Source organism: Microbacterium gawkjiense (assembly GCF_031932225.1).
Lineage (GTDB): Bacteria > Actinomycetota > Actinomycetes > Actinomycetales > Microbacteriaceae > Microbacterium > Microbacterium gawkjiense.
Genome location: NZ_JAUZVV010000001.1, coordinates 1076715 through 1088485, shown reverse-complemented (window position 1 = coordinate 1088485; position 11771 = coordinate 1076715). Strand labels below are relative to the sequence as shown.

General features: G+C 70.5%; 12 protein-coding genes. 3 read left to right on the top strand and 9 right to left on the bottom strand.

Features of this window, described 5'->3' with window-relative positions:
• Positions 1 to 118 precede the first annotated feature (118 nt).
• Positions 119 to 1312, top strand: coding sequence for an ROK family protein (locus Q9S71_RS05275; RefSeq protein WP_311860977.1), 1194 nt, complete (start codon positions 119 to 121; stop codon positions 1310 to 1312).
• Positions 1313 to 1334: 22 nt separating this feature from the next.
• Here Q9S71_RS05275 and Q9S71_RS05270 read toward each other — a convergent pair whose 3' ends face one another.
• On the bottom strand, positions 1335 to 2327 hold the full coding sequence (locus Q9S71_RS05270) for an alpha/beta fold hydrolase (RefSeq protein WP_311860976.1): 993 nt from the start codon (positions 2325 to 2327) through the stop codon (positions 1335 to 1337).
• Between the two features lie 94 nt (positions 2328 to 2421).
• Here Q9S71_RS05270 and Q9S71_RS05265 point away from each other — a divergent pair, with 94 nt between their 5' ends.
• Together Q9S71_RS05265 and Q9S71_RS05260 are read left to right on the top strand one after the other, a co-directional pair.
• Positions 2422 to 3972 (top strand): cryptochrome/photolyase family protein, encoded by a 1551-nt coding sequence (locus Q9S71_RS05265; RefSeq protein ID WP_311860974.1) that lies wholly within the window; start codon positions 2422 to 2424, stop codon positions 3970 to 3972.
• Positions 3973 to 3995: 23 nt separating this feature from the next.
• Positions 3996 to 4733 (top strand): SDR family NAD(P)-dependent oxidoreductase, encoded by a 738-nt coding sequence (locus tag Q9S71_RS05260; protein WP_311860973.1) that lies wholly within the window; start codon positions 3996 to 3998, stop codon positions 4731 to 4733.
• A gap of 1 nt (position 4734) precedes the next feature.
• Here Q9S71_RS05260 and Q9S71_RS05255 read toward each other — a convergent pair whose 3' ends face one another.
• From Q9S71_RS05255 to Q9S71_RS05220, 8 genes are all read right to left on the bottom strand, one after another.
• A complete protein-coding gene (locus Q9S71_RS05255; protein WP_311860972.1) occupies positions 4735 to 5166 on the bottom strand; it encodes a hypothetical protein in 432 nt (143 codons plus the stop codon).
• A gap of 79 nt (positions 5167 to 5245) precedes the next feature.
• Entirely contained in the window at positions 5246 to 5545 is a 300-nt protein-coding gene (locus Q9S71_RS05250) for an AtuA-related protein (protein WP_311860971.1), read from the bottom strand.
• Positions 5542 to 6867, bottom strand: a complete 1326-nt coding sequence (locus Q9S71_RS05245) for an acyclic terpene utilization AtuA family protein (RefSeq protein ID WP_311860970.1) — start codon at positions 6865 to 6867, stop codon at positions 5542 to 5544. Before Q9S71_RS05245 ends, Q9S71_RS05250 begins: the two co-directional genes overlap by 4 nt.
• Positions 6864 to 8210 (bottom strand): carboxylesterase family protein, encoded by a 1347-nt coding sequence (locus Q9S71_RS05240; RefSeq protein ID WP_311860969.1) that lies wholly within the window; start codon positions 8208 to 8210, stop codon positions 6864 to 6866. Before Q9S71_RS05240 ends, Q9S71_RS05245 begins: the two co-directional genes overlap by 4 nt.
• Positions 8207 to 8986, bottom strand: a complete 780-nt coding sequence (locus tag Q9S71_RS05235; RefSeq protein ID WP_311860967.1) for an ATP-binding cassette domain-containing protein — start codon at positions 8984 to 8986, stop codon at positions 8207 to 8209. Before Q9S71_RS05235 ends, Q9S71_RS05240 begins: the two co-directional genes overlap by 4 nt.
• The gene (locus Q9S71_RS05230) at positions 8983 to 9921 is read right to left on the bottom strand and encodes an ABC transporter ATP-binding protein (RefSeq protein ID WP_311860965.1); all 939 of its coding nucleotides are present in this window, start codon (positions 9919 to 9921) and stop codon (positions 8983 to 8985) included. The genes Q9S71_RS05235 and Q9S71_RS05230 overlap by 4 nt, the downstream gene beginning before the upstream one ends.
• Positions 9918 to 10874, bottom strand: a complete 957-nt coding sequence (locus tag Q9S71_RS05225) for an ABC transporter permease (protein WP_311860963.1) — start codon at positions 10872 to 10874, stop codon at positions 9918 to 9920. Before Q9S71_RS05225 ends, Q9S71_RS05230 begins: the two co-directional genes overlap by 4 nt.
• 1 nt (position 10875) lies before the next feature.
• Entirely contained in the window at positions 10876 to 11763 is an 888-nt protein-coding gene (locus tag Q9S71_RS05220; protein ID WP_311860961.1) for an ABC transporter permease, read from the bottom strand.
• Positions 11764 to 11771 lie beyond the last annotated feature (8 nt).

Genomic DNA, 11771 nt, shown 5'->3' with positions numbered 1-11771 from the left:
ATCGCGTCGTTGCGGACGAAGTTCTCACTCAGGAGTTGATGCGGCGATTATATTTAGTCGCCAAATCAATGTGATGCAGGCAATATTGCAGGGCGCGTCCCGAAAGGTCAAGACCCCGATGTCGACACTCGCCTCCTCCCCGGCACGGCCTGCCAGCCAGGACGCCGTGCTCGCTTTCGCGTGGGACTCCTCGGAGTTCACCGCGACAGAGGCCTTGCAGTCCACGGGGTTGACGCGGTCGACCACGATCGAAGCGACCGACGCGCTCGTCGCACGCGGCCTGCTGCGCGAGCTGCCGAACGCCCGCCTCGCCGGCGATTACCGCAAGGGACGACCCGCCCGGCGCTTCGTCCTGCGCGAGGACGCCGCCGTCGTCGTCGGTGTCGACGCCGGCCACGAGCACGTGTCGGTGACGGTCGCCGACCTGCGCGGAACGCGGATCGCGGATGCCGACACCCGCCTCGTCCTGGACCGCGACGACGGTCCCGCACGCGCGGCGATCGTCGCGGAAACGATCGACCGCGCCCTCGTCGCCGCGGGCGTCACGCGGACCGACGTGCTGGCCGTGTGCGCGGGCGTGCCCGCGCCCGTCGATCGCACGGGCCGGTCGCCGCGGCATCCCACCCGCTTCTGGGAGCGGATGAACCCCGACCTCGCCGACGCGCTGTCGTGGGCGCCGATCGTGCGCATCGAGAACGACGCCTCGCTCGCGGCCATCGCCGAAGGGTCGGTCGGCGCCGCGAAGGGATGCCAGGACTACATCGCGCTGCTGGCCGGATCACGCCTGGGCGCCGGCGTCGTCGTCGACGGTCGCCTGCTGCGCGGCAGCCACGGCGGGGTCGGCGAGATGGTCGCGTTCGACCACGTCGACGGCGTGCACGGGGCCGAGGGCCTCGGTCATCGCGTGGCCGCGTGGGCGTCCGAACTCGCACAGTCCGGCGAGGCGACGGCGGGGTTCCGCGACGTCGCGCCGGAATCGCTCGACGCGCGGACGGTTCTCGCGATGGCCGCGCAGGGGGATGCCGATGCCCTGCGCATCGTCGACCGGGTGGGCCTCGCGCTCGCCCGCATCGTCAGCGTGCTGGGCAGCATGTTCGACCCCGAGCGGGTGGTGGTCTCGGGCGCGATCGCCGACGGCGTCGCCGAGGTGGTCGCCGCCGCGCGGCGCTCGCTGCCGACCGACCTCGACCTGCCCGCGCCCGAGCTCGTCGCCTCGACGCTCGGCGGCGAGGTCGTCGTGACCGGTGCGGTCGCCGCCGCCGTCGCATCGGCCCGCGAGCGGGTGCTCGACGTGTGGGGCGCCGCCGGCTGAGCAGCGCGCGGCGCGGGTGGTGTCAGCGTGCGCCGCGGCGGGGGTCCTGGCCCGAGCGGGTGTAGGCGCGCCAGAGGATGCGCGCGTGGCGCTCCTTCGCGCGCTCGACGCCCGCCTCGTCGCCGCGGGCGGCGGACCACCACTCGGCGAAGCGCTCGCGCATCGCGCTGAGCACGATGTCGAGTCCCGCGTGCGGCGGCGGGGGGACGACCGCCTTCTCGGCCGGCATCCGTCCCTTCGGGGCGAGTGAGTCGTTCGCGTGCTTCACGACGAGGTCGGCGGCACCCACGGCGTGCGCGTTGATGATCGAGTGCGCAGCTCCCCGGATCTCCCAGCGGCGCGCGTTCTTCGCCGCCGCGACCAGCCGCGAGTGGAACCGGCGCGGGGACGTCGCGTTGTACTCGCCGCGGATCAACAGGACGGATGCCTCGACGAGCGGCATCCGCTCGATCAGCCGGTACCGGAGCATGTGCGGCAACACCTGCACGAAGTAGACGAAGCCGCAGAGGACGTACGCCGACAGCGCCGTCATGGCGAGGTGGAACGTCTCGCGGGTGGCGGACTGCGCGAACCGCAGCGCGACGATCGGGAGCGACGACTCCTGGTCGTTCACGACCGGGCTGACGAGCACGGCGTGCCGCAGCTGCGGTCGACGGATCAGGACCTCGGTGACGACCTGCGTGCCCATCGAGTGGCCGATGATCACGGGGTCATCGAGCCCGTAGTGGTCGAGCACCTCCTCGACCCGATCAGCGAAGAACTCGGCCGTGGGCTGGTCGCCGGGGCGCGGCATCCCGGCGAAACCCGGCAGGTCGAGGGCGAACACGTCGCCGTGCTCGGCGAGCGACGGCGCGAGGAACTCGAAGTAGGTCGGCGCGACCCCGACCCCCGCGACCAGCACGAACGGGCGGCCGCCGTCGCCCGCGGTGGTCTCGACCCGCGTGACCCGCGTGCGGCGATCGCCGTGGCCGACGTGCTCGACGTCGACGTCGGGGGCGTCCTCTGTCGCGGGCATGCCCCCAGGATGCCAGGTCGCGCGCGCCGCTAGCGCAGGGCCGCACCGCGCACAAGCGGTGGGGATCGATCCGCGCCGTTCCTACGCTGGCGCCATGCTGCGCCACCTCGTCATCGTGCTGGGCGACCAGCTCGACCACGAGTCGAGCGCGTTCGACGACTTCGACGCGACCCACGATGCCGTCTGGATGGCGGAGGTCGCCGAGGAATCCGAGCACGTGTGGAGCACGAAGCAGCGCACCGCCGTCTTCCTCGCCGCCATGCGCCATTTCGCCGCCGAACTGACGGATGCCGGGCGCCCCCTCCACTACGCGAAGCTCGACGCCCGCGGGACCCGGGGGTCACTCGCCGAGCAGCTCGCCGCCGATCTGACCACGCTGAAGCCCGAGGCGCTCATCGTGACGGAGCCCGGGGAGTGGCGTGTGCGGGAGGCGCTCCGCGAGGTCGCCGAGACCACCGGCATCCCGCTGGAGATCCGTGAGGATCGGCACTTCTTCAGCACCGTCGCGGAGTTCGCCGCGCACGCCGAGGGGCGCACGTCGCTGCGGATGGAGTACTTCTACCGCGAGATGCGCAAGAAGCACGACGTGCTGATGACGACGCACGGCCAGCCCGTCGGCGGGCAGTGGAACTACGACGCCGACAACCGAAAGGCCTTTCCGAAGCAGGGTCCGGGGCTCGTACCGCCGCGCGCGCGATTCGAGCCCGACGACATCACCGGCGACGTCATCGCCCTCGTCGAGAAGCGGTTCGGCGACCACCCCGGCTCGCTCGACTCGTTCGCGTGGCCGGTGACCCGCGCGCAGGCGCTCGAGGCGCTCGACCTGTTCGTCGCCGAGCGGCTGCCGGGCTTCGGCGAGACGCAGGACGCGATGTGGCCGGGCGAGCCGTGGCTGTGGCACGCGCACCTGTCGTCGTCGATGAACCTCAAGATGCTGACTCCGCGCGAGGTCGTCGCCGCGGCCGAGGCGGCGTATCGCGCGAAGAAGGCGCCGCTCGCGGCCGTCGAAGGGTTCATCCGCCAGATCCTCGGCTGGCGCGAGTACGTCCGCGGGATCTACTGGACGCAGATGCCCGGATACCTCGAACGGAATGCGTTCGAGGCGTTCGAGCCGCTACCGGACTTTTACTGGACCGGCGACACCGCGATGGCGTGCCTGCAGGACGCTATCAGCACGACGCTCGAGAACGGGTATGCGCACCACATCCAACGCCTCATGGTGACGGGTCTGTACGCAATGCTGCTCGGCGTCGACCCGAAAGAAGTCCACGCCTGGTACCTCGCGGTGTACGTCGACGCGGTCGAGTGGGCGGAACTGCCGAACACCCTCGGGATGAGCCAGTACGCGGACGGCGGGCTGATGGGCAGCAAGCCGTATGCCGCGACCGGCAAGTACATCGACCGTATGAGCCCGTACTGCAAGACGTGCCCGTTCGATCCCGCGAAGCGGGTCGGCGACGACGCGTGCCCGTTCACGACCCTGTACTGGGACTACCTCATCCGGCACGAGGAGCCGCTCGCCGCCAACCACCGCATGTCGCTGCAGGTGAAGAACGTCTCACGCCTGGACGACGACGAGATCACCGGCATCCAGGAACGCGCTGACGCGATCCGCCGCGGCGACGTCCCCTTTCCGCACAACTGATCCGACCCGAGCAGGGAGACATCATGACCTCGTCCGACATCGCCCTCGTGACCGGTGCCCGCGGCGGCGTCGGCAGCGCCCTCGTCGCCCGGCTGCGGGCACGCGGGCTGCGGGTCGCCGCGGTGGGGCGGGATGCCGCATCCCTCACCGCCGTCGGGGCGGACGCGCACATCGAGGCCGACGTGACGACGCCCGAGGGTGCCGCCGCCGCACTCGAGGGATGCCGGTCCGAGCTGGGTGACGCGCCGGCCTGGCTCGCGCACGCGGTCGGCAGCACGCTCATCACGCCGCTGCACCGCACGAAGGCCGACGCGGCGCGCGACATCCTGCGGGTGAACCTCGAGAGCAGCATCTGGATGCTGCAGGCGTGGCTCGAGGCGACCGGCAAGGAGCCTGGCGCCGCAGTGTTCGCAAGCTCCGTCGTGGCCCGCATCGGTGTCGCGAACCACGAGGCGATCGCGGCGGCGAAGGGCGGCGTCGAGGCGCTCGTTCGCAGCGCCGCCGCGACGTATGCGAGCCGCGGCATCCGGGTCAACGCGGTCGCTCCGGGCATGACCGACACCCCCATGACGGCCGGGATGCTGAGCGTCCCGATGCAGCGGGAGGGCGCCGAGAAGCAGTACCCGCTGGGCGGGGTGCAGAGCGCCGACGACGTGGCGGCGGTCATGGACTGGCTGCTGTCGGCGGATGCCGCCCGCATCACCGGTCAGGTGATCCCGGTCGACGGCGGGTTCACCACGATCCGCCCGCTCGTGAAGTAGGTCAGCGGGTCACGACGTAGACGTCGTCGTCGTTCCGCGTGACGGCGAGGCTGTCATCGGCGTCGCCCGAATAGACCGGCCACGCGCCGCCCGTCGAGCAGAAGTCGACCCGATCGCGCGGGAGTTCACCTGCGTCGATCCCGTCCGACGTCACGACAACGAGCGCCTGGGCGTCGTCGCGGTCGGAGAGGTCGGGAACCGCCTTCCCATCGACGTCGAGCCGGGCGGCGACATCCGCGGCGCTCTCGTACGGACAGGCGACCGTGAACCGCTTCGCCCCCTCCTCGGGGAGCAGGTCGGTCACGGTGAGGGTCGACCCCGCCGCGACCGTGCCGAGCACACGCTCCTCGATGTCGCTCGACGTCGGCGCGCACGCTGTGGTCAGGCCGGCGGCGAGGAGGGCGAGGGACAGGGCGGCGAGTGCGCGGTTCATGCTTCCTGTCTACGGGGATGCCGCGCCGCGATCATCGGCCTCGCGAGGCATCCGTGTCCGCCGGAAGGATGATGTCGGGTCACAGAGGCAGGTCCAGGAGGTGGCCGGAGAGTGTCTTGCCGTGCGGGTCCGCGGCCCGCGAGCGCGTGACTCCTCCGTCCAGTCGTCCCCGGATGACGACCGTGAACGCCACCAACCCGGGGACGGCGTGCACGGTCACCGCTTCCGTCGTGACTCCGAAGTGCTGCGCGACACGTGCGTGTTGAAGCGCGGCATCCACTCTCGTGAAGTCCGCGGCCTCGAACGGGGCGACGACGAGGATCGACGTGTCGCCTTTGTCGCCGGCACGGGCGTGTGCGAGCGTGCCGAGAGTCGTCATCGGATCATCTCCACACGCGGCTGGACGGCGTCACGATCGATGAAGGTCGACACGATGCCCACCGTTTCCTTGAGGTTCAGTTCCACACCACCGCCGCCTGCCGGCCCGTTCGTATAGAGAGACTCCACCTCGCGGTGCAGGAGACTCGTGGCGGCTCGGTCGAAGGTGCGGACGGCGACCCGGGCGCGCGCCTCGGCGGGCTCGGTCTCCGGTGTCCACCAAGGTCGCAATGCGTTGTGCCCCTCGACGTCGAGGCGCAGTTCTTCGGGGTCCCGTCGGTGGACGACCTCCCACCGTTCGCGGACGATCTCCAGCGCCAGCTGCGCGCGGCGAAGCGCTCCGCTCCCCGCGTAGGCGATGCTGCCGGTGGCGAGCAGACCGTCGCGCACGCCGACGCTCACCTTGAGACGCTCCGGCCTGCCCTGTGCGGATGCCGCCGCCACCCGCACCCGATCGGTGCCGACCTCGTCGATCCGTACACTCCCGAGGTCAAGGGTGGCGTCGGGCGTCTTGTACTGCGCCGGGTCGTCGATCTCGTACAGCAACTGTTCCAGCACTGTCGCGCGAGAGAGGAGGCCGCCGGTGCCGTCGACCTTGCCGAACTCAGCGGTCCCGTCGGCTGCAACGTCCGCGAACGGGAAGCCGAGGGTCGCGAGGCCAGGCACCACCTTGCGGTCGCCGTCGGCGAAGTAGCCGCCGGTGAGCTGCCCCGCGCACTCGAGGAGGTGGCCGATGAGCGTCGGCGCCGCCATCTGGTCCGGCGAGAAGTCGGAGAAGCCATGGTGCACCGCGATCGGGGCCGCGAAGAGGGCGGCGTCCCCCATCCGGCCGGTCACGACGATGTCGGCGCCCTTTTCGATAGCACGCATGGCAGCCCCGGCGCCGATGTACGCGTTGGCCGACACGACGCGGTCGCCCAGGTCCGCGATCGTCGAATCCGTACCGGTGACCCGGGCATCGCGAGGCAACGCAGCCATGACGTCGTCGCCCACAACGGCGGCGACCGCCCTCGAGACGGCGCGGTCCCGGGTCAGCTCGGCGACGCGTCGGGCCAGACCGACGGGATCGGCGGCGCCGGCGTTGGTGAGCACGAGCGCGTGCGGAGCGAGGTGTGGAAGCGCTCCGGCGAGACGTTCGAGGAAGAGGCGGTCGTATCCGGCGCCGTTCGCCTCGGATGCGCGCTGCTGCGCAAGCCCGATCGTGCGCTCGGCGAGGCACTCGAAGACGAGCGCGTCGAGCTCGCCCCGCTCGGCGAGAATCTGTGCCGGCTCCATCCGATCGCCGGCGAACCCGCTGCCGGCGCCCACTCGATACGTGGTCATGGCCGGGCCACCCCCTCCCAGACGCGGAGCAGGTCTGCGGGCGCAATCGATTCGGCCGGGATCTCGCCGGCCGACAACGGGGCCGCGAGGTCACCGCCGACACGGCCATCCCGGATCAGTGCGACGACGGCATCCGTGACCGCGTGTGTCCGTTCGTCTCCGCCGCGGGCGAAGATGCCCGGTAGCTCCGCCCCGTGTCCGCCGGGTTCGTCGCCCGTTCGTCCGACCTCGAGATACGACGCACCCCCGCCGGCCGCCGCCTGCGCTGCCGCGAGCCGCGCCGCGGGGAGCCGGTAGATGTAGTCCCCGAGCAAGCGAATCCACTCACAATCCGCATCCTCGCCTGCGTACGCGTCGGATACAGCGGCGGGTGAGGTTCCGGCAAGCCGCTCGAGAGCGTCGCCGAGGGACCCGCTCAGCGCAGGGACCACGCCGGCGCCGAATCCGGCCATCTCGTCGGTGCCCGCCGCGACGAGCACGAAGGTGTCCACGAGTGCGCCCGCGGCGATGGCATCGAGCGGATGCCTCGGCACGACCGGCGACCCCGCGGCCGCGTCGACGGCGACACCGAACCCGACGGGACGGTGCCCGTTCCGGACGGCGAGGTCACGGGGGGCGACGGCAGCCTGCGCCGCGAGGATCCGGTCCGGATCGAGATCGAGAAGGCGCTGAGGCTCGCCCAGGATGCCCAGTTCGGCGAGGATCGCATCGGCGAAATCGGTCGCATCCGGCTCCGCGACGATCCGGGAGGCGCCGCCCGAGAAGCACGCGAGAGCACGCGGCCTCGGCACGTCCGGGGCGACGGCTGCGGCCGCAGCGAGGAAGGCTCCAGCGCTCTGGCCGATGAGGGTCACCCGGGCGGGATCGCCGCCGAAGGTCTCCGCAGCGGCATCCACCCAGTGGAGTGCGGCGATGACGTCCCGCAGACCGAGGTCGTGCGCGTCCGCGAGCGGACCTCCCGGTCGGTGGAAATGACCGAAGCCGAACGCGCCGACACGGTAGTTCACGGTCACCACGACGCTGTCGGATGCCGCGGCCAGCGCGGCACCGTCGAACCACGGCGTGGAGGCGGTGCCCATCTCGAAGCCACCCCCGAAGAGCCAGACTGCGACGGGCGCGTTCGCGGCGTCCTTCGGCGCCCAGACGTTCACCGTGAGGCAGTCGGTCGTCGACTGCCCGCTCGTGAGATCAAAACCCTCGACCGGTCGCTGCGCAGGCGCGGGTCCGAAGGATCCACCGGGGAGCGGCGCGATCGGCGGAGCGATCCGCTCAGGAGCGGCGAAAGGGTGCGCGAGCGCCGCGAACGGTAGGCCGAGCCAGGCCCTCACGGCCGGGGAGGTCACGACCGACCTTCGATCGTCGGGATCGCGTCGATGAGCGTTCGCGTGTACTCCTGCTGCGGGTGCGCGTAGATGTCCGCCTTGTCCCCCTCTTCGATGAGGTCACCGAGGTACATGACGCCGATGCGGTCTGAGATGAACTCGACGACGGAGAGGTCGTGCGAGATGAACAGGTAGGAGAGCCCGAACGCCTCCTGCAGGTCCTTCAGCAGATTGAGGACCTGCGCCTGCACGGAGACGTCGAGCGCCGACACGGGCTCATCCGCGACGATGAGCCGCGGCTGCAACGCGAGGGCCCTCGCGATCATGATGCGTTGACGCTGACCGCCCGAGAAGTCGACCGGCTTCTTCTCGAGCGCGGCCACGCCGAGTCCCACGTGGTCGACGAGCTCGCGCGCTCTCGCACGTTGATCGCGACCGGTCCCCCGTCGGTGCACCTGAAGAGGCTCCATGATCAGATCGCCTACGGTCATCCGCGGGTTCAAGGCTCCGAACGGGTCTTGGAAGACGATCTGGACGTCGCGCCGGTACTGCTGCCTCGACGCGCGATCGAGTCTCGTGACATCGCGCCCCGCGAAGCGCACCGTTCCCGACGTCGGCTCCGTGAGACGCGCGACCATGCGGGCGACCGTCGACTTACCGCTGCCGGATTCACCGACGAGGCCGTACGTCTGCCCTTCTTCGATGCGGAACGACACTCCCTTCACAGCCGCGACCGAACGGCGTCGCGAGACGGTGAAGGTCTTCGTGAGGTCCTCGACCTCGAGCAAGGCGGTCATGCGGCGGCTCCTTCGGCGTCCTGGCGCACCTGATGACCCGGTGCGAGCTCGACGAGTCGGCTGAGCGGGCGTCGTTCCCGCGGGTCGAGGCGTGTGTCGCGCAACCACGGCGCAATGGACGCGACCGTCGGCAGTCGCGGCCGCTCGTCGCCGAGGACGGGGATCGACATGAGCAGCGCCCGCGTGTAGTCATGCGCGGGGTCGTGCAGCAGGGTGGCCGTCGGGCCGGTCTCGACCACCTGGCCGCCGTACATGACCACCGCGCGGTCGCACGTCTCGGCGACCACACCCAGGTCGTGCGTGATGAGAAGGAGTGAGAGACCGAGGCGTTCGCGCAGCGTGGCGAGGAGATCGATCACCTGACGCTGCAGGGTGACGTCCAGCGCCGTCGTCGGCTCGTCGGCGATGACCAGCTCCGGCTCGCACGAGATCGCCATCGCGATCATGACGCGCTGCCGCATCCCGCCCGAGAGCTGACCGATACGGTCACCCGCGATGTCGCGCGACTTCCCGAGACCGACGATGTCGAGGAGCTCGCGCACCCGGTCGGCCCGTTGCCGGCGGTTCATGTCGTAGTGAGCCCGCAGGCCCTCCTCCAGCTGCTGTCCGACGGTGAGGATCGGATGCAGAGACGACATCGGCTCCTGGAAGACGAACCCGATGCGTCGTCCCGCCATCGCACGCCGTTCCGCGGGCTTCATCCCGAGGAGCTCCCGCCCGTCGAAGCGGACGGAGCCGGTCGGCGTCAGCTTCTCGCCCAGGAGTCCGGCGACGGCGAGCGCTGTGAGGGACTTGCCGCTTCCGGACTCCCCCACCACGGCGAGCGCCTCGCCCCGCGGCAGAGTGATGTCGACGGATCGCACCGCGTCGTAGGTCCCGTTCGCGGTCTCAGCGGTGATGGAGAGGTCCGAGACCTCGAGGAGGGGGGCGGTCATGCGCTCTTCCTTCCGAGGCGGACGCGGGGATCGACGACCGCGTAATAGAGATCGACCAGGAGGTTCACGAGGATGACGAAGACACCGGTGAACAGGACGATGCCCTGGACGAGCGAGTAATCACGGCGACCGACGGCATCCAGGAGGAGACGGCCCATGCCCGGGACACCGAAGATCGTCTCGATGACGGCGCTCCCCGACAGCAGACTCGCGACCAGGAGACCGGCGACGGTGATGATGGGCAGAGCCGCGACGCGCACGACGTGCACTGCACCGATCCGCGCCGGGGCGACGCCCAGCGAGCGCGCCGTGGTGACGAACGGTTCGCGGATGACGTCGAGGATCGCACCTCGGGTGATGCGGGCGACGAAAGCCGATTCCGCGATCCCCAGCGCGAGGGCGGGGAGGGTGATCGATCGCAGGTGCGGCAGGAATCCCTGAGACAGGGGGACGAAGCCGCCGACGTTGAACCAGCGCAGACCGGCGGCGAAGACCACGATCAGGATCAGCGCGACGACGAACTGGGGCACGGAGATGCCGATGATTCCCGTGGCGGTCGCTATGCGCCCCGCGGGGCGACCGTCGCGGAAGGCGGCGAGGGCACCGAAGCCGACACCGAGGACGAGGGCGACGACGAGGGCGATGAGGCTGATCTCGAGCGTGACGATCGCATAGGCCGGGATCACATCGACGACGGGCTTGGCGAGGAAGATGCTGTCGCCCAGCTGGAAGGTGACCACGTCGAGCACGAACCGGCCGAACTGCGCCCAGATCGGTGCGTTCAGACCGAGCTGTTCCCGCAGTTCTGCGACCTGTTCCGGCGTCGCGGAGTCACCGAGGAGGATGGCGGCGGGGTCGCCGGGCGCGAGCCGAAGCAGCAGGAAGACGAGGATCAGGGGGACGGCCACGGTGGGCAGGAGCGCCAGCAGACGCTGTCCGAGATAGCGGAGCATGTCAGCGGCCTCCGGCTCGCGGGTCGAGGATGTCGCGCACGTTGTCGATCAGGATGTTCATCGCGAGGACGGTGAGGATGAGGGCCAGCCCGGGGAATCCCCACATCCACGGCGCGGTGGTCAGGTAGCTCCGAGCCTCGGACAGCGAGGCGCCCCAGCTGGGGACGTTCGGGGGGAGTCCTGCGCCGATGAAGCTCAGAGCCGACTCGACGAGGACGGCAGTGGTGAAGGTGATGGCGGCCTGCACCAGGACGGGGGTGGTGCACTGCGGCAGGATGTAGCGCCAGAAGATGCGGATGCCGCCCGCCCCGATCGCACGTGCAGATTCGACCATCGGCAGCTCGCTGGCGATGAGCGCCGAGCTGCGGACCACACGTGTCATCCCCGGGACGAAGACGATGGTGAGCGCGAGGATGACGGTACCGAGACCCGGGCCGAGGATCGCGGTCATCGCCAGGGCGAGCACGATGATCGGGAAGGACATGACGCCGTCGACGACGCGCATCACGACAGCGTCGAACCAGCGGAACATCCCCGCCATGATCCCGATCACGACGCCCGCGGCCGTGGTGATGGTCGCGGTGACGATGCCGACCGTCAGCGACGCCTGTGCGCCGAAGACCGTCCGGGCGTACACATCGCGGCCGAGGTTGTCGGTTCCGAAGATGTGGGTGCCCGACGGGGCGAGCAGGCGTTCGACGGCGACGAAGGAGTTCGGATCGCCGGCGATGGCGGGAGCGAGCAGGGATGCTCCCGCCATCACAGCGAGGATCGCGAGCGCCGCCACCGCGAGGGGACGCCGCAGGAGGCGGCGCCACACGCGCGGCCGTGTGGTGCGCGACACCGCCTCCTGGATCGACGCGGTCGTGGGTGCGGTCATCTCGGACATCGGACTCC

Coding starts and splice junctions, on each gene's coding strand:
- Q9S71_RS05255 (WP_311860972.1), bottom strand. CDS start 5,166: ATGAACCGCGCACTCGCCGCCCTGTCCCTCGCCCTCCTCGCCGCCGGC.
- Q9S71_RS05235 (WP_311860967.1), bottom strand. CDS start 8,986: ATGACCGCCTTGCTCGAGGTCGAGGACCTCACGAAGACCTTCACCGTC.
- Q9S71_RS05250 (WP_311860971.1), bottom strand. CDS start 5,545: ATGACGACTCTCGGCACGCTCGCACACGCCCGTGCCGGCGACAAAGGC.
- Q9S71_RS05275 (WP_311860977.1), top strand. CDS start 119: ATGTCGACACTCGCCTCCTCCCCGGCACGGCCTGCCAGCCAGGACGCC.
- Q9S71_RS05220 (WP_311860961.1), bottom strand. CDS start 11,763: ATGTCCGAGATGACCGCACCCACGACCGCGTCGATCCAGGAGGCGGTG.
- Q9S71_RS05260 (WP_311860973.1), top strand. CDS start 3,996: ATGACCTCGTCCGACATCGCCCTCGTGACCGGTGCCCGCGGCGGCGTC.
- Q9S71_RS05225 (WP_311860963.1), bottom strand. CDS start 10,874: ATGCTCCGCTATCTCGGACAGCGTCTGCTGGCGCTCCTGCCCACCGTG.
- Q9S71_RS05230 (WP_311860965.1), bottom strand. CDS start 9,921: ATGACCGCCCCCCTCCTCGAGGTCTCGGACCTCTCCATCACCGCTGAG.
- Q9S71_RS05245 (WP_311860970.1), bottom strand. CDS start 6,867: ATGACCACGTATCGAGTGGGCGCCGGCAGCGGGTTCGCCGGCGATCGG.
- Q9S71_RS05270 (WP_311860976.1), bottom strand. CDS start 2,327: ATGCCCGCGACAGAGGACGCCCCCGACGTCGACGTCGAGCACGTCGGC.
- Q9S71_RS05265 (WP_311860974.1), top strand. CDS start 2,422: ATGCTGCGCCACCTCGTCATCGTGCTGGGCGACCAGCTCGACCACGAG.